This window comes from Blastomonas sp. AAP25, assembly GCF_001295965.1.
GTDB lineage: Bacteria > Pseudomonadota > Alphaproteobacteria > Sphingomonadales > Sphingomonadaceae > Blastomonas > Blastomonas fulva.
In genome coordinates this window covers 350,021-372,541 of the sequence record NZ_LJHP01000002.1, presented here as the reverse complement: position 1 = coordinate 372,541, position 22,521 = coordinate 350,021, and the positions used below count along the sequence as shown (strand labels likewise).

Annotated in this window: 19 protein-coding genes; 15 read left to right on the top strand and 4 right to left on the bottom strand. The window is 63.4% G+C overall.

The genetic code is table 11. The features are described 5' to 3' along the window. The first annotated feature begins 105 nt into the window (after positions 1–105). The 3 genes from IP68_RS03595 to IP68_RS03585 all read left to right on the top strand — a co-directional run bounded on the left by IP68_RS03595 (position 106) and on the right by IP68_RS03585 (position 3,351). On the top strand, positions 106–1,392 hold the full coding sequence (locus IP68_RS03595) for a MaoC family dehydratase N-terminal domain-containing protein (protein WP_054133576.1): 1,287 nt from the start codon (positions 106–108) through the stop codon (positions 1,390–1,392). Between the two features lie 115 nt (positions 1,393–1,507). Then, positions 1,508–2,302 carry an enoyl-CoA hydratase/isomerase family protein gene (locus tag IP68_RS03590; RefSeq protein ID WP_054133575.1) on the top strand — a complete coding sequence of 265 codons (795 nt, stop codon included), beginning with the start codon at positions 1,508–1,510 and terminating at the stop codon, positions 2,300–2,302. An 11-nt stretch (positions 2,303–2,313) separates the two neighbouring features. Further along, positions 2,314–3,351, top strand: coding sequence for an aldo/keto reductase (locus tag IP68_RS03585; RefSeq protein WP_054133574.1), 1,038 nt, complete (start codon positions 2,314–2,316; stop codon positions 3,349–3,351). A 54-nt stretch (positions 3,352–3,405) separates the two neighbouring features. Here IP68_RS03585 and IP68_RS03580 read toward each other — a convergent pair whose 3' ends face one another. Both IP68_RS03580 and IP68_RS03575 read right to left on the bottom strand, forming a co-directional pair. Next, positions 3,406–4,752, bottom strand: coding sequence for an SRPBCC family protein (locus IP68_RS03580; RefSeq protein WP_054133573.1), 1,347 nt, complete (start codon positions 4,750–4,752; stop codon positions 3,406–3,408). A gap of 91 nt (positions 4,753–4,843) precedes the next feature. Further along, positions 4,844–5,839, bottom strand: a complete 996-nt coding sequence (locus IP68_RS03575) for a phytanoyl-CoA dioxygenase family protein (protein WP_054133572.1) — start codon at positions 5,837–5,839, stop codon at positions 4,844–4,846. 304 nt (positions 5,840–6,143) lie between these two features. Here IP68_RS03575 and IP68_RS03570 point away from each other — a divergent pair, with 304 nt between their 5' ends. From IP68_RS03570 to IP68_RS03530, 9 genes are all read left to right on the top strand, one after another. Further along, positions 6,144–7,124 (top strand): nitronate monooxygenase family protein, encoded by a 981-nt coding sequence (locus tag IP68_RS03570; RefSeq protein ID WP_054133571.1) that lies wholly within the window; start codon positions 6,144–6,146, stop codon positions 7,122–7,124. Between the two features lie 26 nt (positions 7,125–7,150). Continuing rightward, entirely contained in the window at positions 7,151–8,059 is a 909-nt protein-coding gene (locus IP68_RS03565; RefSeq protein ID WP_082382104.1) for an SDR family NAD(P)-dependent oxidoreductase, read from the top strand. A 97-nt stretch (positions 8,060–8,156) separates the two neighbouring features. Next, positions 8,157–9,311, top strand: coding sequence for an acyl-CoA dehydrogenase family protein (locus IP68_RS03560; RefSeq protein ID WP_054133569.1), 1,155 nt, complete (start codon positions 8,157–8,159; stop codon positions 9,309–9,311). Positions 9,312–9,314: 3 nt separating this feature from the next. After that, on the top strand, positions 9,315–10,517 hold the full coding sequence (locus IP68_RS03555) for a CoA transferase (RefSeq protein ID WP_054133568.1): 1,203 nt from the start codon (positions 9,315–9,317) through the stop codon (positions 10,515–10,517). Continuing rightward, complete coding sequence (locus IP68_RS03550) at positions 10,514–11,725, top strand: acetyl-CoA C-acetyltransferase (protein WP_054133567.1); 1,212 nt, start codon at positions 10,514–10,516, stop codon at positions 11,723–11,725. Before IP68_RS03555 ends, IP68_RS03550 begins: the two co-directional genes overlap by 4 nt. Continuing rightward, a complete protein-coding gene (locus IP68_RS03545) occupies positions 11,722–13,311 on the top strand; it encodes an acyl-CoA dehydrogenase family protein (RefSeq protein ID WP_054133566.1) in 1,590 nt (529 codons plus the stop codon). The genes IP68_RS03550 and IP68_RS03545 overlap by 4 nt, the downstream gene beginning before the upstream one ends. Next, entirely contained in the window at positions 13,311–14,168 is an 858-nt protein-coding gene (locus IP68_RS03540) for a MaoC family dehydratase N-terminal domain-containing protein (RefSeq protein ID WP_054133565.1), read from the top strand. Before IP68_RS03545 ends, IP68_RS03540 begins: the two co-directional genes overlap by 1 nt. Position 14,169: 1 nt before the next feature. Continuing rightward, positions 14,170–15,327, top strand: a complete 1,158-nt coding sequence (locus IP68_RS03535; RefSeq protein WP_054133564.1) for an acyl-CoA dehydrogenase family protein — start codon at positions 14,170–14,172, stop codon at positions 15,325–15,327. Between the two features lie 17 nt (positions 15,328–15,344). Then, on the top strand, positions 15,345–16,127 hold the full coding sequence (locus IP68_RS03530) for an SDR family oxidoreductase (protein WP_054133694.1): 783 nt from the start codon (positions 15,345–15,347) through the stop codon (positions 16,125–16,127). Here the strand turns inward: IP68_RS03530 and IP68_RS03525 are convergent. Continuing rightward, positions 16,124–17,992 (bottom strand): AMP-binding protein, encoded by a 1,869-nt coding sequence (locus IP68_RS03525; protein WP_156317917.1) that lies wholly within the window; start codon positions 17,990–17,992, stop codon positions 16,124–16,126. The genes IP68_RS03530 and IP68_RS03525 overlap by 4 nt on opposite strands. Then, complete coding sequence (locus IP68_RS03520) at positions 17,989–19,485, bottom strand: class I adenylate-forming enzyme family protein (protein ID WP_054133562.1); 1,497 nt, start codon at positions 19,483–19,485, stop codon at positions 17,989–17,991. Before IP68_RS03520 ends, IP68_RS03525 begins: the two co-directional genes overlap by 4 nt. Before the next feature lie 110 nt (positions 19,486–19,595). Between IP68_RS03520 and IP68_RS03515 the strand changes: the two genes are divergently transcribed. The 3 genes from IP68_RS03515 to IP68_RS03505 are packed head-to-tail and all read left to right on the top strand — an operon-like array spanning position 19,596 to position 22,517. After that, positions 19,596–20,519 (top strand): SDR family NAD(P)-dependent oxidoreductase, encoded by a 924-nt coding sequence (locus IP68_RS03515; RefSeq protein WP_054133561.1) that lies wholly within the window; start codon positions 19,596–19,598, stop codon positions 20,517–20,519. A 46-nt stretch (positions 20,520–20,565) separates the two neighbouring features. Further along, positions 20,566–21,732, top strand: coding sequence for an acyl-CoA dehydrogenase family protein (locus IP68_RS03510; protein WP_054133560.1), 1,167 nt, complete (start codon positions 20,566–20,568; stop codon positions 21,730–21,732). Further along, on the top strand, positions 21,729–22,517 hold the full coding sequence (locus IP68_RS03505) for an enoyl-CoA hydratase/isomerase family protein (protein WP_054133559.1): 789 nt from the start codon (positions 21,729–21,731) through the stop codon (positions 22,515–22,517). The genes IP68_RS03510 and IP68_RS03505 overlap by 4 nt, the downstream gene beginning before the upstream one ends. The last annotated feature ends 4 nt before the right edge of the window (positions 22,518–22,521 follow it).

Here is a 22,521-nt window from a genome sequence, read left to right as displayed (position 1 = left end):
CGTCGCAAATTGGAGGCTGATGCTATGTTGGATGACTTCCAAGCCTTGCATATCAACCGGGTTATAGATATCACCTAGTTAGACGATTAGTACAGGAGAGATCGCATGGCCACGAAGGCTGACGACATCAAGCAGAGTGAGGAATGGCAAAAAGCCGTATCCTACGAGATCAGAGACGAGGATATCGAACGGCAGAAGCAGCTGATCGGCTTCGAAGAGCCCGGCAAGATGGCGCAGTACGTGCAAACGCTGAGCCATGATTCGATCCGTAACTGGTCGTATGGCTGCGGCGACGACAACCCTCTGTTTACCGATCCCAACTACGCCAGGCGCACCCGCTGGGGCGATGCCATCGCTCCGGGCATGATGATCGGCCAGGTCGGCAAGCCGTTGCTCGGCGACCCCACGCCTGACGAAATCCGTGCGCTCAAGAAAAGCCTGTTTCGTGGAATTCACGTGTTCGTGTCCGGCGCCGACTGGGAATTCTACCGCGCGGCGTATCCCGGCGACACCATCTACACCTTCTCGGGCGAGGAAAGCTGCGAGGTCAAGCAGTCCGAATTCGCGGGCCGGTCGGTGATCAACGTGCGCCGCCACGTCAACATGAACCAGCGCGGCGATGTCGTGTCGGTCTATCGCGTGCTCAGCGTGCTGACCGAACGCAAGACCGCGGCGAAAAAGGGCAAATACTCCGCCATTGAACCCAAGGTGTGGACCGACGAAGAGTTCGCGGCGATCGAAGAAGTCTATGCCGCCGAGCAGGTCCAGGGACCGGCCAAGCGCTGGGCGGAAGAGGTGGCGATCGGCTCGGCGCTGGGTCGTCAGGCCAAGGGTCCGCTGACCGTGACCGACGTGGTGTGCTTCCACGCGGGCGGCTACGGCTTCGTGCCCTATGCCCCCACCGTCGGCCGCCGCGCGCACAAGAACCGCAAGCGCATTGCGCCGTTCTATGTGAAGAACGAATATGGCGTACCCGACGTGGCGCAGCGGCTGCACTGGGATCCGGTGTGGGCGCAGGCGATCGGCAACCCGATGGCCTATGATTATGGGGTAATGCGCGAAAACTATCTGTGGAGCTATCTCAACGACTGGGCCGGCGATGACGCGATCATCACCAAGGTGCACGACGAGATCCGCAAGTTCAACTACATGGGCGATGTGCAGTTCGTCACCGGCGAAGTCGTCGGCAAGCGCACCGAATATGGCAACGAACTGGTCGACGTCGTGGTCCGCTTCACCAACCAGCGTGGCGAGGAAACCATCAAGTCGACCGCGACGATTGCCTTGCCCAGCAAGGCGCGTCCGTTGCCGCTGTATCCGCCGGTGCCCGAGGCGCTGGCTGAAAAGGCTGTCAAGATGATGGCTCGACACCGCGAACTTGGCGGCGATTGATCCTAGGGCTGCAATGAGCACCGCAGCCTGACGAACACTTCGATGCGGGGAGGATATTGGCGTTTACGCCGGCATCCTCCCCCTTTTCGCTTATGGGATCAGGTGGATAATCGGCATGGCACTCGATCATATTCGTATTGAAATGCATGACACCGGCCTTGCACAGGTGATCGTCGCGCGCGCCGATATCGGCAATGCCTCGTCGCCTGAAATGCTCGAGGAAATCCGCGACGCCTTTGCCGCGCTCGGCGATGATGCGGATGTCCGCGCCATCGTGCTGATGGCCGAGGGACGCCATTTTTCGGTCGGAGCGGATTTCGGTTTTCTCGACCGGCTGACGGGCATGTCGGCGCAGCACATCCGCGACACCGTGTATTCGCGCTTTCAGGGCGCTGCGCGCGCGATCTATCGCTGCCCCAAGCCGACGCTGGCGCTCGTGCAGGGCGCGGCAGTGACCGTGGGGTGCGAACTGGCGCTGGCCTGTGATTTCCGCATCGCGGCAGATACCGCCCGCTTTCAGGAAAGCTGGGTGAAGCTTGGCATCATGCCGCCGCTGGGAGGATTGTTCCTGCTGCCCCGGCTGGTCGGTCTTGGCAGGGCGATGGACATCTGCCTGCTCGGGCGGCCGGTGCTTGCCGATGAGGCACTGCGCATCGGCATGGTTGGCGAGGTGATTGCCGCCGATCTGCTCGCCGAACGTGGCATGGCGTTTGCCCGAGAGCTCGGCCAGATTCCGGCGATGGCCTATACCAGCATCAAGCAGGGGCTCCAGCGTGGGCTGGAAACCTCGATGGAGGCGGAGTGGCAGGCCAACCTCGCCAATCAGGCGCTGCTGCTGGGCAGCGACGATTTCAAGCGGCAACTGGCCGCAACCAAGGCCGCGGTGGCGGGCGCCAAGCGCAAACAATAGGAGCCAATGGTATGGAAAAGCGGTTTCTCGGCAAAAGCGGGCTCGAACTTTCGGTGTTTGGCTTTGGCTGCATGACCTTTTCCGATGGTGAGGGCCGCTTTGGCGCGACCGGATCGACCAGGGGTGCAGATGCTGCGCGCCAGGTTGATCTGTGCATCGATCACGGCATCAATTTCTTCGACACCGCCGATGTCTATGGAGCCGGCCGGTCTGAGGAAATCCTGGGCGAAGCGCTGGGCAAGAAACGCAAATGGGTCTGCGTGGCGACCAAGGCCTTCAACCGTATGGGCAAGGGCGTGCATGACATCGGCCTGTCGCGCCGTCACCTGATCGATGCGTGTGACGCATCGCTGCGCCGCCTGGGCACCGACTGGATCGATCTGTATCAGGTCCACAGCTTTGACGGACTGACGCCGCAGGACGAGACGCTGCGCGTGCTTGATGACCTCGTGCGCTCGGGCAAGGTCCGCTACATCGGGTGTTCGAACTTTGCCGCCTGGCAACTGGCCAGGGCGCTGGGCATTTCCGAACGCGACCGGCTAAACGCTTATATCGGCCAGCAGATCGAATATTCGCTGGTCGCCCGGACGGCGGAAGAGGAATTGCTGCCCTGCGGTATCGACATGGGCGTTGGCGCAATCATCTGGAGCCCGCTGGCGCAGGGTTTTCTCTCTGGCAAGTTCCGCGGCCAGGCGAGCGGCAACACCCGGCTGGAGTTGATGGGCGCGCTGACAGCCTATGACAATCAGCGGTGCCGCAATGTGCTGGCCGCAGTCGATGCGATAGTTGAGGAACGCGGCAATGGTGCGACGCACAGCCAGGTCGCACTCAACTGGCTGAGGGCACGCAGCGGCGTTACCTCGGTGTTGCTGGGTGCGCGCACCGACGAGCAGTTGCTCGATAATCTGGCCGCGACAGGCTGGACGCTGACCGAAGCGGAGATCGAAAGCCTTGACCGGGCCAGCCAAATATCGCTGCATTACCCTGTGGCGATGCAGTATCGATACGGCAGGGAACGCTTCAAATCGCCTTTTCGTCGGTACGAATGAGCGACGGGGCAAGCGTCTGCGACGCTCGCCCCCGCACATCACGCATTCATTGGCTCAAGCAGCGTAACCTTCATCCAGGAAGTCCTCCAGCGACCGGTGGAAGTTGAGCACTGCCACCTCCTGCTTGGGGTTGGGCCGGGCACCCTTGAAGCCGATCGACTTCATGCCTTTCTGGATTTCAGCGACATTGGCGAAGTCCTGGGTCAGGATAAGGCCCCAGAAATCCTTGTCCTTGTGGTCCTGGCTCCATTCGTGCTCCACCTTGGGGGCTTGCCCTTCAGGATAGCGCTGGAGCGAATAGACATCGAAAATGCACTTGTCGGGGTCATTGCCATAGGGCCGCGCGCGATAGCCGAGCAGGCCGGTTGCTCCCATCAGCATGATCTGGTTGGGGAACAGGTGCCAGTCGATCCCGGCCTCCTGCATCTGCTGCGGGGTGATGTCGGGCCATTTCAGGCCGAGCGAGAGCGCATGCTCATAGATGAACTGGCCGAATTTCATCAGCACTTCCATGTGCGGCGTACCCGGCGGCACTTCCTGCTCCACCCGGCGCGCGGCATGGACGGTCTGCACCGATGATCCTGCGTTGAGCGTCGCGGCCATGTCTTCCATATAGTCGCGGATGCCGGGGCGGATGTCCTCGGTTGGCTGGCCGCCGGTCAGTCGCGCTGAACGCGACCCCATCGGCATGGCTTCCCAATAGCCGAAATGCGCATGGCGGCCGTGCGCGTAGCTTTGCGTCCAGTCATCCATATAGCGCAGCATCTGGCTGTGTGTCGTCTGGACGTGATAGCCCTCGTTGAACGCCTCCAGCGCGACCTTCCAGTTGCAGTCCAGGATCGTCGATTTGCGCCAGTGATAGTTCATGCCGCCGATGTCGAACGGATCGAGAAACGCCTTGGCCGGGGCGAGATGCTCATCGAGCGTGCAGCTGTCAGGGGCCATGTTGATATAGACCCAGCCGCTCCAGCGCCCGACCTTGACCGGCATCAGGCTCAGGTCTTCATCGGTCATGTCTTCGGCAGCCCATTCGTGCCGGTCGACGATCCGGGGATCGGTGCCGTCGATCTTCCAGTTCCAGCCATGATAGCGGCAGAACAGCCTTGCGGCATGGCCGCAGCCTTCGGTCAATGTCCGCCCGCGATGGGGGCATACGTTGTGGAACGCCTTGATTTCGTCTTCGCCGGTGCGAATGACGATGATCGACTGATCGACGATCTCATAGGTATAGAAATCGCCGACCTTGGGGATTTCCTCCTCGCGGCAGGCCATCTGCCAGACCTTCTTCCAGAGACTGTCCGCCTCGCGCCGGGCAAATTCTGGATCGATATAGTTTCGGGCCGGGACAACGGCATCCTTGCCGGTCCAGCTGTGCATGCCCTTGGGCGAGTGAAGGTTCATCGGACTCTCCTGGTACTGGCTGGCCCTGTTTGCACAGGCTTCGAACGGGGAACTGGCGCGTGAACGGGTTCCCCTGCTGGAGGATGTCTGGTCAGTGCGGCGGGCGGACCACCGACGCGCGGTCGCCGTCATAGGCTATGATCACTTCAGAGCCGATGGTGTGGAAATCGGTGATCGCGGTGCCGTTGAGCTTCTGCCCCACGGTATTGCGGACATAGGTCTCCGGATCAATCGTCAGCCGATGCTCGCCTTGCGCGTTGCGGATGACGACGTGGCTCTCGCTGATGTCCTCGATAATGCCGACCAGCGGGCATTTGTCGCCCTTGGCCATGACGCGATGATCCATCGACAGGCGGAACCGGTCGGACCGGTTGGCCAGGCCCGTGTGCGGGGTCCACAGGTTCATCAGCAGCACATCGCCTGCCTGATAGGTGGTGCGGCGCCAGCGGTCGGCAGGGATTGCATCAAGCGGGATCGCGCCGTTGGATCCGCCTTCGACCTTGGGGTGATAGCTCACCCGGTCTGCCGCCATGCCCTCGGCCAGCATCAGGCCGCCGATATCGGCGTCAATCTCGGCCAGCGGAATCCAGCAGATGCGAAACGGAATGCCAGGGCTGAACGGGCCGTCCTGGTGGATCGCATCGATTCGCGATTTGGTCCGGTCCTGCTGGGGAGGCGTGGCGCGGTATTCGACGACGGGCACCCAGAACGGGTCATCCTTGAACAGCCGTGTGAAGAAGGCATTGATCGGTTGTTCGGCAACAAACTGGACCCAGGGCCGCTTGGCCGCGATCGGCTCCATGCGAAACGGAAAGGTCTCGAGGCTGCCACCGTTGTAGGCGACGCTCTTGTCGGTCGCTGAGCTGCCGACCGGGTCGATCACGCGGTTGCGCTCCAGCTCTTCAATCCACGACTGGCGCAGCCGCGCTACCGCCGCCTTGTCGAGGACATCGCGGAAAAACCAGTATCCGTCCTGCTCCCAGGCAGCATCGAGCGCCGCCTTGTCATCGATCAGATGGTTGTGCGTCTTGAGTTCCTGCGTCTGCGGGAATGCTTCTGCGGCGTGCTGCACTGCCTGGCTGGCCATATCACTCATCCTCCATCTTCCTGTCCGCCAAGCCGTGTTGCGCTTTCGGGCCCATGGTATCGTTACGCAACTTGTCCCTTGGGTTGCGCTCGGCCATGCTGTTACCCGCTTGCGTTTCGCGACGTAGCGTCGGTTTCCTTTTGTACCCAGCCATTGGACAAATTCCGAAACTGGGGTTGAATGCTATTACCTAGTTATATAATTCCCCTGGCTAATGAGTCCAGAGGGGATGGCCACTGGATCAAAAAATGGTTGGTCGCACCACGGTGGCGGTCAATCGATAAATGAAGACATGGAGAGAGCCTTGCCGCTGAAAACGAGAGTGACCGACATGCTCGGAATCGAGCATCCCATCGTGCAGGGCGGGATGCAATGGGTGGGTATAGCCGAGATGGCGAGCGCGGTGTCCAACGCCGGCGGGCTTGGCATCCTGACCGGGCTCACCCAGCCGACGCCGCAGGCGCTAGCCGAGGAAATCGAACGCTGTCGCGGCATGACCGACAAGCCTTTCGGGGTGAACCTGACCGTTTTCCCGACGATCAACCCGCCCGATTACCGCGCCTATGCGCAGGCCATCATCGACAGCGGCGTCAAGATTGTCGAGACAGCCGGCACGCCTGCGGTGCGCGAGCTGTGGGAAATGATGCAGCCGCATGGCATTCGCATCCTCCACAAATGCACCGCCGTGCGTCACGCCTTGTCGGCAGAGCGCGCCGGGGTCGATATCATCTCGATCGACGGCTTCGAATGTGCGGGCCATCCCGGGGAAGACGACATTCCCGGACTGATCCTGATCCCGGTGGCAGCCGACAAGGTGAAAATCCCGCTGCTGGCGAGCGGCGGCTTTGGCGACGGACGCGGGCTGGCGGCAGCGCTGGCTTTGGGGGCAGAGGGCATCAACATGGGCACGCGGTTTACCGCGACGGTCGAGGCGCCGATCCATCAGAGCTTCAAGGATGCGATGGTCGCGACCGACGAGCGCGGCACCGATCTGATCTTCCGCACCTATCGCAACACCGCGCGCGTCGCGCGCAACGAGGTTTCGCAGCAGGTCGTCGCCGCCGAGCGCGAGGGCAAGCCGTTCGAGGCGGTTGCCGATCTGGTCAAGGGTGTTCGCGGTCGTGAAGGACTGGCGAGCGGCGATACCGACCACGGCATCTGGTCGGCAGGCATGGTGCAGGGGTTGATCCACGATATTCCGACCTGTGCTGAACTGATCACGCGGATTGTCGCGGATGCCGAGGCGATCATGCGGCAGCGTTTCCAGGCCATGCTCACCGACTGAATTGCTGAAAGGATGTGAATATGGCGATGCTCGAGGGAAAGGTCGTTGCGGTGACCGGCGGCGGACGCGGTGTCGGGCGCGAGATCGCGCTGCTGTGCGCGGCACACGGCGCTGCGGTCGTGGTCAATGATCCCGGCGTCAGCGGTGGCGGGGAAGGGGGCGATGCGGGCCCCGCGCAGCAGACGGTGGATGACATCATCGCAGCCGGCGGACGGGCCCATGCGAACCTTGCCAGCGTTGCCGACCCGGCAGGGGCCACGACGATCATCGAGGATGCCGTCCGCCAGTTCGGGCGGATCGATGCCGTCGTCAACAATGCGGGAATCCTGCGCGACACCATCTGGCACAAGATGAGCCACGAGGACTGGCGCGCGGTCATCGACGTGCATCTCAACGGCAGTTTCAACGTCTCCAAGGCCGCCACGCCCTATTTCCGCGACCAGCAATCGGGCAGCTTCATCCATTTCACCTCGACCAGCGGTCTGGTCGGAAACATCGGCCAGGCGAACTACTCCGCCGCCAAGCTGGGCATCGTCGGCCTGTCGCAGTCGATCGCGCTCGACATGGCGCGCGCCGGCGTCCGCTCCAACTGCATCGCGCCGTTCGCGTGGAGCCGGATGATCGCGTCGATCCCTGCCGAAACGCCCGAGCAGAAGGCACGCGTCGAAAAGTTCAAGTCGATGAGCGCAGACAAGATCGCGCCTCTGGTGGTGTATCTGGCGTCCGATGCCTCGGCCCAAGTAACCAACCAGATTTTCTCGGTGCGCAAGAACGAGATCGTGCTGTTCAGCAAGCCGCGTCCGGTGCGCTCGATGACCAAGGCAGAAGGCTGGACGCCCGAGACAATTGCAAACGAACTGATCCCGGCGTTCCAGCCAAGCTTTGCCCGGGCCGACGAGGTCTCGGCGCATGTGTTTCCCTACGATCCGATTTGAGCGGCATGTGGACTGGGGCGATTGACCTTGTCTTCGCCCGTTTGCGCGATCCGCGACAGTTTTGCCTCCATTTGCCAGCAGCCCAGGAACAGCGACCATGGATACCGATGTCTTCGAACAGTTTATCGATCAGTTGCAGCGCTATGTGCGCGAACGGCTGATCCCGGCGGAGAAGGAGATTCTCGAAACCGATCTTATCCCGGCGGCGATCATCGATGAAATGCGCGACATGGGGCTGTTCGGCCTGACCATGCCGGAGGAATACGGCGGGGCAGATATGAACATCGAGCAGTATATCCGCACGATCCGGGAGCTGAGCTATGCCATGCCCTGCTATCGGTCGATCACCTCGATCAACATCGGCATGATCTGCTCGGCGTTCAAGAATGGCGGTACCGATGCGCAGAAGGCAGAGTGGCTGCCCCGGCTGGCAGCGGGCGAAATCGCATCCTTTGGTTTGACAGAGCCCGGCTCGGGATCGGACTCGGCCGCGATGCAGACGACGGCGACCCGGTCCGGCAACGGCTGGGTGCTGAACGGCACCAAGCGCTACATCACCAACGCCCCGTTTGCCAAAGTCGCGCTGGTGATGGCGCGGACCAGCAAGGAGGCCTTGCCCAAGAACGCGCATGTCTCCGCCTTTATCGTGCCGATGGATACGCCAGGGGTCTCGGTCGGCAAGTCCGACAAGAAAATGGGCCAGGCGGGAAGCCATATTGCCGATATCATCCTGCAGGACGTAAAGCTGCCTGCAAATGCTCTGCTTGGCGAGGAGGAAGGCAAAGGCTTTGCGATTGCCATGCGCAGCCTCGACAACGGGCGGCTCTCGGTCGGCGCAGCCGCCGCAGGCTATGCCCGGCGCGCGCTCGACAGCGCGCTGCGCTATGCCAATGAACGCAAGGCCTTTGGCGAGCCGATCGCCAATTTCCAGCTGATCCAGCAGATGCTCGCGGAAAGCGAGATCGAGATTTACGCCGCGCAATGCATGCTCGAGGATGCAGCCCGCAGGGCCGATGCAGGCGAGAACGTGCTGCGCAAGGCGGCCGCGGCCAAGGTGTTCGCCACCGAAATGTGCGGGCGCGTGGTCGACCGCGTGGTGCAGATCTATGGCGGGGCCGGCTATCTCGCCGAATATGAGGCCGAGCGCTATTTCCGCGATGCGCGCGTCTATCGCATCTATGAAGGCACCACCCAGATCTTGCAGCTTCAGATCGCCAAGCACATGCTGCGCGAATGGGCGGCGCAGGCATGATCGATGTATAACCTGCTCGAAGGGCTGTCGATCATCGAGGCGTCATCCTTCGTGGCGTCGCCGACGGCAGGGCTCTATTGTGCGCAATTTGGCGCAGATGTCATCCGCGTTGACCAGATCGGCGGCGGACCGGATTATCATCGCTGGCCGGTGACTGCGGCCAATGATTCGCTCTATTGGGAAAACCTCAATCGCGGTAAGAAATCGGTGGCGCTGGACCTGTCGCGGCCCGAGGGGCGGGAGCTGTTGCAGGCCCTGATCCGCGCCACGGGCCAGTTGATCACCAATTTCCCGGCGGAGAGCTTTCTGTCGCACGCCACCCTCGCGCAAGGACGGGCCGATCTGGTGACGGTGCGGATCATGGGCTGGGCCGATGGCGCGCCGGCGCTCGATTACACCATCAACAACGCGGTCGGCTATCCGATGATGACCGGGCCGGGGCCCGAGCCGGTCAACCATGTGCTTCCCGCCTGGGATCTGCTGAGCGGGGCCTATGCCGCGTTTGCGATGCTGGCGGCGATCCGGCGCCGCGAGCAGACGGGCGAGGGGAGCGAGGTGCGCGTGCCATTGTCCGATGTCGCCATCGGCACGGTCGCCAACATGGGCGGTATTGCCGAGGTGCTGCACAACAGTGCCAATCGCCCGCGCCTGGGCAATGCGGTCTACGGCCTGTTCGGGCGGGATTTCGTGACGCGCGATGGTATGCGCACGATGATCGTGGTGGTCACGCCGCGGCAATGGACCAACCTGCTGGCCGCGCTGGATCTGAATGAAGCAGTGACCGCGATCGAGGCAGCGCGCGGCGTCAGCTTCGCGCGCGATGACGGGCTGCGGTTCGATCATCGCGATGCCTTGTACCCGCTGTTCGAGGCGGCGATCGGCGCGCGCGACCACGCCGCGCTGGGCGAGGCGCTGGATGCGGGTGGCATAGTGCATTCGGCCTATCGCACGATGCTCGATGCCGCGCATGACCCTCGCCTCGTGGGTGACAACCCGATGTTCAGCCCGTTCGATGCCAACCCCTCGGGCTTTGCCTATCCGGCTGCAGGCGCCTTTGGCACTATACCACAGCTGGAACGGACGCCCCCGCAAGCCGCCCCGCGCAATGGTGCTGACAGCGAGCAGGTGCTCAGCCAACGGCTTGGGCTGTCTTCCGGCGAAATTGCCCGTCTGATCGACTCCAGAATTGTAGGAACCGCCCCATGAGCCTTCGCCGTGCTGCCATCGTCGCTCCCATCCGCACCGCTGTCGGCAAGTTTGGCGGGGCGCTGTCGTCGCTCACCGCTGGCGAACTGGGCGGCATTGTCCTGAACGCGCTGATCGAGCGGACCGGGATCGATCCGGCGCGGGTCGATGATGTCGTGTTCGCGCAAGGCTATGGCAATGGCGAGGCGCCGTGTATCGGCCATTGGTCATGGCTGGCAGCGGGGCTGCCGCTGGAGGTGCCGGGCTATCAGGTCGATCGGCGCTGCGGGTCCGGGCTGCAGGCCATCGTCAATGCCGCGATGATGGTGCAGACCGGCGTCAGCGATGTGGTGGTCGCAGGGGGCGTCGAGAGCATGTCTAACGTCGAGCATTATACCACCGATCTGCGCCAGGGCGTGCGGATGGGCAACCTGACGCTGCACGACCGGCTGTCCCGCGGGCGGGTGATGTCGCAGCCTGTAGAACGATTCGGCGTGATCACCGGGATGATCGAGACCGCAGAAAACCTGGCGAAGGATTATGGCATCAGCCGCGAGGCGTGCGATGCGTATGCGGCCCGCTCGCACCAGCGCGCGGCTGCGGCCTGGAGCAATGGCCTGTTTGCCGACGAGCTGGTGCCGGTCGCGATCCCGCAGCGCAAGGGCGATCCGCTGATCTTCGATCACGACGAAGGCTATCGCGCCGATGCCAGCGCGGAAACGCTGGCGGCCTTGCGCCCGCTCGAAGGCGGTGTGGTCACGGCGGGCAATGCCAGCCAGCAGAACGATGCGGCGGCCGCCTGCCTTGTGGTGGCCGAAGAGCGGTTGGAAGAGCTGGGGCTTGAACCCATCGCCTATCTGCACAGCTGGGCAGCGGCGGGCTGTGATCCCTCGCGGATGGGCATTGGCCCTGTCCCGGCCACCGAGCGTTTGCTGGGGCGCAATGGCCTGTCGTGGAGCGACATCGGCCTGATCGAGCTCAACGAGGCGTTCGCGCCGCAGGTGCTCGCCTGCCTCAAGGCCTGGGGCTGGGCCGAGGACGACAGCCGCCATGAGATGCTCAACGTCAACGGATCGGGGATCTCGCTGGGCCATCCCATCGGGGCCACCGGAGGACGCATCCTGGCCAACCTCACCCGCGAAATGCACCGCCGCGATGTGCGTTACGGGCTCGAGACGATGTGCATCGGCGGCGGCCAGGGGATTGCGGCCGTGTTCGAGCGGGCATGACCTTCGCCGCAGCCCTTGCTGCTGCCACCCGCTATCGCGATGCCGCCAAGTCGGCGTTGACCGAACGGTTGCAGCGCCGGTCGATGGACGAAGAGCAGCGTGCCGCGCATGGCTTTGCTTGGGTGGCGACCAGCGTGGCGGCGCTGGAGGCGGTGGCGGACTGGCTGGAAAGCAATGATGGCGGCTCCGCGCTGGACCGGCAGGTGGCGACGCTGGCCTTTGCCGAGACGCTGGGTCAACTCACAGGCGGTCTGCCGATGGGGCAGAACGAGCTGTTTCGTCCCGGCGACGTTGGGCTGGCCGATGCCGCCCGGACCCTGGCGACAGAATGCGCCTGGTTGCTGGAGGCAGACCACGCCGCAACCCGGATGGCGGTGGCGCAGGCGGTGGCAGCAGGGCAGGGCGTCAGCGAAACGCTGCACGATACGGATCTGGACACGGTGCGCGACCAGTTCCGGCGGTTTACCCAGGCGGAGATCCTCCCGCATGCGCATGGATGGCATCTCGCCAATGCCTTGATCCCCGATGCCACCATTGCCGCGATGGCCGGGCTGGGGACGTTCGGCGTGTGCATCCCCGAGGAGTTCGGCGGGCTGGGCCTGTCGAAGCTGGTGATGTGCGTGGTCACCGAAGAGCTGTCGCGCGGCTGGATCGGCGCAGGCTCGCTTGGCACGCGGTCGGAGATCGCGGGCGAATTGATCGTGCTGGGTGGCACGCCAGAGCAAAAGGCCCACTGGCTGCCCAGGATTGCCAGCGGCGAAATACTCCCCACGGCGGTTTTCACCGAGCCCGATACCGGCTCCGATCTGGGTTCGCTGCAATCCAGGGCGCAGCTTGGGCCGGACGGCTGGGTAATCAGCGGTGCGAAGACCTGGATCACCCACGCCAGCCGGTCCGACCTGATGACCATGCTGGTGCGGACCTTGCCCGACGTCAAAGGCTATGCCGGCCTGTCGATGCTGCTGGTGCCCAAGACTCGCGGCACCGATGGCGATCCCTTCCCCGACCAGGGGATGAGCGGCAGCGAGATCGAGGTGCTGGGATATCGCGGCATGCGCGAATATGCGCTGCAGTTCGACGGGATGGCAGCGCCAGTCGAGGCGTTGCTGGGGGGCGAGCAGGGGCAGGGCTTCAAGCAACTGATGCGGACCTTTGAAGGCGCTCGCATCCAGACCGCAGCACGCGCCGTGGGCGTGGCGAGGCGTGCGCTCGAGCTTGGCGTGGACTACGCCATCGGTCGCAAGCAGTTCGGCAAGGCGATCGTGCATTTCCCACGCGTGGCTGACAAGATTGCCATGAGCCTGAGTGACCTGTTGCTGGCGCGCGAGCTGACCTACGCGGCGGCCCGCGCCAAGGATTCGGGCAAACGCTGCGATATCGAGGCGGGAATGGCCAAGCTGCTGGCGGCGCGTGCGGCGTGGAGCAATGCCGACGCAGCGCTGCAGATCCACGGCGGTAATGGCTATGCGCTGGAATTTGAAATCAGCCGGGTGCTGTGCGACGCGCGCATCCTCAATATCTTTGAAGGCGCGGCGGAAATTCAGGCGCAGGTGATCGCCAAGGGACTGGCCGGGGGGCGCAACTGATGGTGGACTGGAATGCATGGATCGGGCGCGAGGAAAGCCGCAGCGACCGGATCGATCCAGGTGCGCTGGGGCGCTGGTTGGCAACGCTGGATCGCGATCCGCCCGCCGATGGTGCGGTTCCGCAAGGGTATCATTGGTGCCTGTGCCTGCCCGATGCGCCGACTGCCCGGTTGGGGCCGGATGGCCATCCGCTGCGCGATGACAGCGTGCAGAGCTTCCTGCCCCCTGTACCGCTGCCCCGGCGCATGTGGGCATCGAGCAAGCTGGAGTTTTTGACCCCCCTGCGCGCAGGCGAGGCGGTCACCCGCACATCGCGCGTGTTGTCTGTTGTGGAGAAGAGCGGCGGTTCCGGGCAGCTGGTATTCGTCGAAATCGGCCATGAGACGTGCGGCGAGAACGGTCTGGCGGTGCGCGAGACGCAGAGCATTGTCTATCGCGATGCCGCTGCAGCCGATGCGCCGCTTTCGCCCCCGCCGGCTGGCGAGGCAATGTTCGATCCGGCAGGCTGGGACGTTCACCGCGTCATCACGCCCTCTGAACCCCTGCTGTTCCGGTTTTCCGCGCTGACCTTCAACAGCCACCGCATCCATTATGATCTGCCCTATGCGCGAGGCGAGGAGCGCTATCGCGGGCTTGTTGTCCACGGTCCGCTGACCGCCAGCCTGCTGCTCGATCTGGCGCGGCGGCAGTTGGGGGACAATGCGCTCGCCAGCTTTGCCTTTCGCGGGCTTTCGCCTGCGATCTGCGGCGAGGCGCTGCACCTGGTGATGCGCGGCACCGCCACGACACTCGAACTCGCAGCCTTTGCCGCCGATGGGCGGCAGGTGATGGCGGCCAGCGCCACAAGGAAAGACTGATATGACCGAAAGCGAAGATGTTGCCGAGATCCGCCGCGCCGTTCAGGCCTTGTGCGCGGATTTCCCGGGGGAATACTGGCGGGCGAAAGATGCAGCACGCGCCTATCCGGGCGAATTCGTCGATGCTCTCACCAAGTCGGGCTTCCTGGCGGCGCTGATCCCCGAAGCCTATGGCGGATCGGGCCTCAACCTCGATGCAGCCGCGGTGATCATGGAGGAAATCCAGGCCGCCGGTTGCAACGGCGCATCGGCGCACGCGCAGATGTACATCATGAACACGCTGCTCAAATATGGCAGCGAGGAGCAGAAGCGCGCCTATCTCCCGGGTATCGCCAGCGGTGAATTGCGGTTGCAGGCGTTTGGCGTCTCCGAACCCACCAGCGGCACCGATACCCTCAGCCTGCGCACCGTGGCGGTGCGCGATGGCGAGGATTACGTCATCAATGGCCAGAAGATCTGGACCAGCCGTGCTGAGTATTCGGACCTAATGCTGCTGCTAGCCCGCACCACCCCGCGCGACCAGGTGGCGAGCAAGACCGAAGGCCTGTCGATCTTTCTGGTCGATATGCGCAAGGTCGTGGGGAATGGCATGACGATCAAGCCGATCCGCACGATGATGAACCACTCGACCACCGAAGTGTTCTTCGACGACATGCGCATCCCGGCCTCGGCGCTGGTCGGGGAAGAGGGCAAGGGCTTTCGCTACATCCTGTCGGGCATGAACGCAGAGCGCATCCTGATCGCCGCAGAGTGCATCGGCGATGCCAAGTGGTTCATCCAGAAGGCGACCGCTTATGCCAATGAGCGCAACGTTTTCGGGCGTGCGATCGGCCAGAACCAGGGCGTGCAGTTCCCCATCGCCCGGGCCTATGCGCAGATGCGTGCCGCCGAGCTGATGGTCCACCACGCAGCGCAGGTGTTCGATGCAGGCGGCAATCCCGGCGCAGAGGCCAACATGGCCAAGATGCTGGCATCCGAAGCCAGCTGGGCCGCAGCCGATATGTGCGTGCAGACGCATGGCGGCTTCGGTTTTGCCGAGGAATATGACGTCGAGCGCAAGTTCCGTGAGGCGCGGCTCTATACCATCGCCCCGATCAGTACCAACCTGATCCTGAGCTATCTTGCCGAGCATGTCCTCGGCCTTCCCCGCAGTTATTGATTGAAGGAACCGACACCATGATCATCGACACCACCACCGCAGCCGTCGTCACCGGCGGAGCCTCGGGCCTGGGGCGCGCCTCGGCGGAAGCGCTGGCTGCGGCCGGCGTCAAGGTCGCGATCTTCGATCTCAACGAGGCAGGCGGCGAGGAAGTGGCCAAGGCGATCGGCGGGCTGTTCTGCAAGGTAGACATCATGGATGAGGACTCCGTGGTCGCAGGCTATGCCAGGGCACGCGCGGCGCATGGTCAGGAACGCATCCTGGTGCACTGCGCGATGGCATCGCGCCGGGGCAAGACGCTGGCGTTCGACAAGGAGGCAGGCCGCCTCAAGCGCCTTTCGACCGAGGATTATGCTTATGGCGTCCACGGCATCCTGATCGCCAGCTATCGCATGGCATCGCTGGCCGCAGAGGGCATGGCGACTTTGGAACCGCTGGAAGATGGCGAGCGCGGCGCGATCACGCTGACTGCATCGGTGGCAGCGCAGGATGGCCAGATCGGTCAGGTGACCTATGGATCGGCCAAGTCCGGCGTCAACGGTCTGGTGCTGCCGATGGCGCGCGATCTGATGGACCTTGGCATCCGCGTCAACTGCATCATGCCCGGCATCTTCGCCACCCCGCTGATGCTGGGGGCCAACCCGCAGGTGCTCGAAAGCCTTGCCGCATCGGTTCCCTTCCCCAAGCGGCTGGGCAAGCCCGAGGAGTTCGGCAGCCTGGTGATGGAATTGGCGCGCAACAGCTATTTCAACGGCCAGTCGATCCGGCTCGATGGCGCGATCCGCATGGCCCCGCGCTAGGCGCGCGGCAGAATTCCCTCGCCCCGATAGGCCGCGCGGACATCATCCGGCCTCTGCCGCATCACCTCGCGCTGGTTGATATAGCCCTTGTCGGCAATCTCGTCGCCTCCAGGTGGCGTGGCGAGCAGGCGCAGAGCCGCGATCTGGCGCGACTGCCCGCCGGCTGCAGCATTGCAGCGTGCGAGCGCGGCGGCGCAATGCGCGTGGATTAGCGGGTGCGCCACCAGCAGGTCCAGCGGCAGAGCCTCGCCGACCAGCGCCCGAGCATCGGCGACCCGAAGCCAGCCGAGCGCACGCACATCCGCCTCGCCTTCGCCGAGGATGACCGCATCCATCAGCAGCGGGTCGAGCGCCGCGATCAGCGCCAGCCGCAGGTTGCCGACGTCCACCCATGTGCCCGATTGCAGCTTGAAGTTTTCCGACAGGCGGCCGTCGAACACCACGCCCAGTTCGGGTTGCTCTGCGTCGATCAGCCGGGCGGCATCGCCGGTGCGATAGAAGCCCTCATCGTCAAACGCATCGGCGGTCGCCTGCGGATCGTTGACGTACCCCGGCGTCACGGTGAGGCCTTTGACCCGGATCTCGAAGCTGTCGACGACAGGTGCAAGCTTGACCACATTGCCCGCGAACGGCAGTCCGATCGGGCCGGTCTGCTCGATCGGCCACGGGGTCGCGAACGTGCCCTGCGTTTCGCTGGTGCCATATTTGGCGATGATCGGGATGCCCTGCCCGGTGGCGGCGACGGACAAGGCCTGCAGCCGCCGGAACACGTCTTCGGACAGGCCCGCGGCGCCAAAACTCAGATGATTGAGCTGGCTGAAGAACCTTTCACGCAGACCCGGGTCCGCCTCCATCGCGTTCACCAGTTCGGAATAGAAGGACGGGGTGGAAGTGAACTCGGAGGGCGAAATCTCGTGCAGGTTGCGGATGGATTCGCCGAACTGTCCCGGCACCGGGCGGCCGTCATCGATATAGAGACACGCGCCATCGTTCAGCACATCGGCCATCAGCGTGTTGTTGCCGCCGACATGGCTCCACGGCATCCACGACAGATACGACCGCGTGCCCAGCGGTCGTTCGGAATGCTGGTACATCGCATCATGCTGCGCCACGACGCCGGTCAGCATCCGCTGGGTCTGGATCGCCCCCTTGGGCTTTCCGGTCGAACCCGAGGTGAAGATGGTCTTGGCATGGGTGTCTGGCGTGATCGCGGCGATCGAGCGTTCGACCGCCTCGCTTGCAGGTCCGGTCATCAGCTCTTGCAGGGCGGTGCTTTCGCCTGAAGGAGCGGCTTCATCGGTGACGAACATCACGTCGCCCGAGCCGCTGATCGCACGAATGGCGGGAAGGAACTGCTGCCAGTCATCGGCATAAACCAGTTGCGGCCGGCAAACGTCGGCGCAATGGCGCAGCCGGGCATGGTCGCCACCTGCCATCGCATAATTCACCGACACCGGCGCATAGGGAATGCGGGCCATCTGCGCGGCCAGATTGACCACCAGATGGTTGGCCGATGCGCCCGACAGCACCATGATGCACCGGCCGGAAGCGACGTTCATGTCCAGCAGCGCCTGCGCCAGGCTGCGCGCGCTGGCGATGATGTCGGCATAATTGCGGCGCTGCCATGCGCCCCGGCTGCCATCCTCCAGCAGCGCACGCCGCGCGATCAAGGGTGCATCTGGGATGCGGCTTGCCCGGTCGATGGCCAGGTGCGGGATCGATGGCCATTGTGCGACGGCTGGATAGCCCGGTGTGAACAGCCAGCATCCGTCCTCCCGGTGTTCGATCCGCGTATCATGCGCCCGAAAGGGAAGCGGTCGGTACTGCATCGCGCGTCGGTCGGCCGAGGGCACGGCGTCTGTCACACCGCTTCGAGCAGCTTCTTGAGCTCGGGCTGGCTGGGTTTCATCGACGGCGTGCGGGGGAACTCGTCAACCGCAAGCAGCTTGGTCGGAACCTGATAGGCGGTCAGCTTCTCGCGCAGATACGCGCGTAGGTCTTCTTCCGTCAGCGTATGACCGGTGCGCACCCGATAGCCCGCTGCCGGAACCTGGCCCAGCCGGGCATCGGGCAGCGCCACGACGCATGCCTCGAGCACATCGGGGTGCGATTCGATGGCCTTGACGACATCGTCGGGGATGATCTTGAAGCCGCCGCGAATGATGGCGTTGTCGGCGCGGCCCAGAATCCACAGGAACTGCTCGGCATCCATTCGGGCAAGATCGGTCGTCCGGACCCAGGCCTGTCCATCGCCCAGATGCTTGGCGCGCAGCTCAAGCAGCCCCTGTTCGCCGAAGGCCACCGGTTCGCCGGTCTCCGGATGGACAACGCGGCCTTCGATGCCTGGGTTCATCCTGCCGACGCTGCCACGACGTTCCGGGCCGTACTTCTTGAAGTCCGGGAGGGTCCACCCCGCAACGCCGCCGGCAAATTCGGTCGCCCCATAATTCTGCAGGACCGGAACGCCGTATATTTCATAGAACTGATCGGCCAGGCTGGGATCGAGCGGGGCTGTCGCGGTGCGGAACACCACAAGGCTGGACAGCGCCTCCCTGGGCACCTTGGCATCGATGATCATCCGCAGCGCAGACGGCGGCGCGCCTACCACCTTGGGCTGATGCCGCTGGATGGCATCGACGAACTCATCGACCCGGAAGCGATCGAGCATGCAGGCCTTGCGCCCGGCAGACAGCGTGACGAACAGCCCGAAAATGCCGCCGATATGCGAGAACGGGGTGTTGGCGATGGTTACCGAGCGAGAGAGCTTCGGCGCCGCTGCGATATCACGCTTTTCATAAACCGCTGCATCCAGCACCATCTTCGAGAAGTTCTCTGCCATCAGCGGAATGCGCTTGGGTGCCCCGGTTGTCCCGCTGGTCAGCATTTCGATTCCGACGCCTTTGGCATCGGTGTCAAAATCCGATCCGGTCATCTCGAAGACCGTCTTGACGGGGGTGTCGAGATCGCCGGTCACTTCCAGGCACAGCGCGCCGGTCCTGCGCGCCGCTTCGAGGATTTCGGGCCGCTGCCAGTCGAGGCTCTGCGCGATGAGTACCGGCGTTTTCAGCGTGGCGATGTCGTTGTCCAGCTTGGCATCGGGCAGCGCCGGGTTCAACGTGACGACACACCGGTCGTTGATGATGGTGCCGATGATCACGGCTGCGATCTGCGGCGTATTGCGCAATATGCCGCCGATGCGCGCGCCTGGACCGATACCGTTCTTTTGCAGCACCGTCTCGACGGCATCGATGATCGCCGTCAGCTCGCCCCAGCTGTGCCACGTCTTTTCATATTCCAACGCTGGGGCGGACGGCTCAATCGTCAGGACGTTACGGACGATCGAACTCAAGCTTGTCATTATCGGGAGTCCCCATCGAGTCGGTTGATTTAATGTGTAACGGATTTATATGAATATCGCTGATTGAATGCAAGGCACTTGCAAAAAGCGTCAACCGGAGAGGACAGATCGTGGGCCATTTTGCAGACAAGGTTGTAGTGATCACAGGTGCCGGGCGCGGTATCGGCCGGGACACGGCGCTGCTGATGGCCCGCGAAGGCGCCAGCGTTGTTGTCAACGATCTTGGTGGAGGCCCCCAGGGCGGCGGGGGCGATACATCGCTGGCGCAGCAGGTCGTCGATGATATCGTTGCCGCCGGAGGAAAAGCGGTTGCCGAAACCTCGAGCGTCTCGTCCATGGCTGGCGGAAGGGCTGTCGTCGAATGCGCGATGGACAGTTTTGGCCGCCTCGATTTCTTGATCAACAATGCAGGGATCATCCGTCCCAAGCGGATCACGGAGATGAGCGAGGAAGATTTCGACACCGTCATGGCGGTGAACCTGAAAGGCTATTTCGCGACCATCCGCGCGGGGGCTGAGTATATCAAGCGACAGGGTGGCGCGATCGTCAACCTCAGCTCGCCCTCGGGTTTTGGCCACCTCGGCATGGCCAACTACAGCGCATCGAAAGAGGGCGTTGTTGGGCTTACGCGCTCGATCGCGCGCGAACTGGGCGAATTCGGCGTCCGCTGCAATGCGGTACGCCCGATGTCGCAGGCGACGAACATGGCAATCCCGGAGGTTATGGAAACCATCGGCTACCAGACGCAAACACTGGGTATTCCGCCGCTATCCAACCAGTGGCTGCTGCCCCACAATCTGCAGACCGAGGCGTTTTCGGTGGCAGCGGTGCTAGCCTGGCTTTGCTCGCCTTTGTCGGAGAATATCAATGGGCGCGAGGTGTTCATCTGCGGCGCGCAGGTTGCGCTGGTTCAGGAACCCGAGCTTATCCGCAACCAGTTCATGGCGGGCGGCTGGACATGGGAGGGGATTTGCGATCCATTGGTGACCGGGGCTCTGACCTATGATGTCAGGAACCGGTACACCGGACGCTGAGCGATCTGCCGGCACCACGTTAAAAGAAGCCAGGAAAGCGTCGCACATGAATTTCGAGCTCGCCCATGAGCATCAGATGTTGAAGGACCTCGTCGCCAAGTTCGTCAAGGCGCAGCTTATGCCGTTGGAAGCTGACGTGCTGGCGCGCGAGTCATCGGGCAAGGGCAGCTACCTGTCAAAGGACGAGCTCGCCAAGGTCGATGCGGTCTCGCGTGATCTGGGCCTGTGGGGGCTGGATGCTCCCGAAGAGGTTGGCGGCATGAACCTGCCGATGGTGGCCATGGTCGGGGTGAACGAGGAACTGGGCCGCACCGCGACACCCTATACCCTGCCGCCCGATTCACCCAATCTGCGGATGATGATGGTCGCCGCCGACGAACGACAGCGCGAAGCCTATCTGGAACCCTATGTGCGCGGCGAGACCATATCGGCGATCGGGATTTCCGAGCCCGGCGCAGGCGCAGACCCTTCGCGGATGACCACCACCGCGGTGCAAGATGGTGATGACTGGGTGATCAACGGCCGCAAGATCTGGATCACGCGCGCCGCCGAAGCCGATTTCACCATCCTGATGGCGGTGACCGACAAGAACCCCAACGGCCGCAACGGCATGTCGGCGTTTCTGGTCGACAGAGACACGCCCGGCTTCAATGTTCTGCGCAAGATCCCGATGATCGATGGCAGCGCGACCTACGAGATCGCGCTCGAGGAGTGCCGTGTGCCGGGATGGAAACTGCTGGGAACACGCGGCCAGGGCTTTGCGCCGATGCAGGTGCGGCTGGGCACCCGGCGGATCGAGATGGCGTCGTGGTCGATCGGCATGGCGCAACGCGCGCTCGACATGATGGTCGAATACGCCCCCCAGCGGGTGACCTTCGGCAAGCCGCTGGCCGCGCGGCAGACGGTGCAGAACTGGGTCGCCGATGCTGCGACGCGCATCCACGCGATGCGGCTGATGACCTATGACTGCGCGTGGAAGATCGACGAGGGCCGCGATACCCGCCAGGAAATCTCGATGATCAAATCCTATTGCACCGAATCCGCCTATGAGATCGTCGATCATGCGATGCAGATGTTCGGCGGAATGGGCATGACCCGCGAGCTGCCGCTGTATCTGATGTCGAACAAGCTGCGCACGATGCGCATCTATGACGGGCCGAGCGAAATCCACAACTGGGTGGTCGCGCGCAACCTGCTGGGAACACGCGAATGACCGCTGGACAAAAAGCCTTTCGCCTGGCGTCGGTGGTCGAGGGGCATATCGGCGTCGTCACATTTGCCAGCCCGCCGTACAACCATGTCTCTGTCCCCCTTCTCAGGGCGATCGCCGATGCGCTGTATGCGCTGGACCAGGATGATGCCTGCCGCGTCGTGCTGCTGCAATCGGAAGGCAAGGTGTTCTGTGCTGGCGCCGATTTCACCGCAGGCGGCGATTTTGCGCAGGACAATGAGAACGCCCAGACGCTGGAATTATATGCCCAGGCGGTGCGGCTTTATTCGAATCGAAAGCCGCTGATCGTTGCGGTGCAGGGGGCGGCAATCGGCGCGGGCCTGGGGCTGGCGCTGGTCGGCGATTTCAGGATTGCGACCGACGATGCCCGGTTTTCCGCCAATTTCGTCAAGCTCGGCTTTCACGCAGGGTTCGGAATTTCGGTGCGCCTGCCCGAGATCGTCGGCGGGCAGAAGGCTGCGCGGATGCTGCTGACCGCCGAGCGGATCAGCGGTGTGACCGCATTCGATTGGGGGCTGGTCGACGAACTGGCAGCACCCGGTGATCTTGCGCGATCCGCCCGCGCCTTTGCTGCGCTAATTGCGGAGAATGCGCCGCTGGCAGTCGAGGCCACGCGCGAAACGCTTCGTGCAGGGCTGGCCGACCGGATCCGCGCCGCTACCGCAAAGGAGGCGGTGCTGCAGGCAGGCTTGAAGCAGACGCAGGACTTTGCCGAAGGGATCAAAGCGGTATCCGAACGTCGCGCCGGAGCGTTCGTGCGCGGCTGACTTT

Excerpts from the sequence above, each read along its gene's own strand:
- IP68_RS03545 (WP_054133566.1), top strand. The coding sequence starts at position 11,722 with ATGACCTTCGCCGCAGCCCTTGCTGCTGCCACCCGCTATCGCGATGCC.
- IP68_RS03595 (WP_054133576.1), top strand. The coding sequence starts at position 106 with ATGGCCACGAAGGCTGACGACATCAAGCAGAGTGAGGAATGGCAAAAA.
- IP68_RS03530 (WP_054133694.1), top strand. The coding sequence starts at position 15,345 with ATGATCATCGACACCACCACCGCAGCCGTCGTCACCGGCGGAGCCTCG.
- IP68_RS03590 (WP_054133575.1), top strand. The coding sequence starts at position 1,508 with ATGGCACTCGATCATATTCGTATTGAAATGCATGACACCGGCCTTGCA.
- IP68_RS03580 (WP_054133573.1), bottom strand. The coding sequence starts at position 4,752 with ATGAACCTTCACTCGCCCAAGGGCATGCACAGCTGGACCGGCAAGGAT.
- IP68_RS03505 (WP_054133559.1), top strand. The coding sequence starts at position 21,729 with ATGACCGCTGGACAAAAAGCCTTTCGCCTGGCGTCGGTGGTCGAGGGG.
- IP68_RS03520 (WP_054133562.1), bottom strand. The coding sequence starts at position 19,485 with ATGACAAGCTTGAGTTCGATCGTCCGTAACGTCCTGACGATTGAGCCG.
- IP68_RS03550 (WP_054133567.1), top strand. The coding sequence starts at position 10,514 with ATGAGCCTTCGCCGTGCTGCCATCGTCGCTCCCATCCGCACCGCTGTC.
- IP68_RS03585 (WP_054133574.1), top strand. The coding sequence starts at position 2,314 with ATGGAAAAGCGGTTTCTCGGCAAAAGCGGGCTCGAACTTTCGGTGTTT.
- IP68_RS03535 (WP_054133564.1), top strand. The coding sequence starts at position 14,170 with ATGACCGAAAGCGAAGATGTTGCCGAGATCCGCCGCGCCGTTCAGGCC.
- IP68_RS03510 (WP_054133560.1), top strand. The coding sequence starts at position 20,566 with ATGAATTTCGAGCTCGCCCATGAGCATCAGATGTTGAAGGACCTCGTC.
- IP68_RS03555 (WP_054133568.1), top strand. The coding sequence starts at position 9,315 with ATGTATAACCTGCTCGAAGGGCTGTCGATCATCGAGGCGTCATCCTTC.
- IP68_RS03575 (WP_054133572.1), bottom strand. The coding sequence starts at position 5,839 with ATGGCCAGCCAGGCAGTGCAGCACGCCGCAGAAGCATTCCCGCAGACG.
- IP68_RS03565 (WP_082382104.1), top strand. The coding sequence starts at position 7,151 with ATGCTCGAGGGAAAGGTCGTTGCGGTGACCGGCGGCGGACGCGGTGTC.
- IP68_RS03560 (WP_054133569.1), top strand. The coding sequence starts at position 8,157 with ATGGATACCGATGTCTTCGAACAGTTTATCGATCAGTTGCAGCGCTAT.
- IP68_RS03540 (WP_054133565.1), top strand. The coding sequence starts at position 13,311 with ATGGTGGACTGGAATGCATGGATCGGGCGCGAGGAAAGCCGCAGCGAC.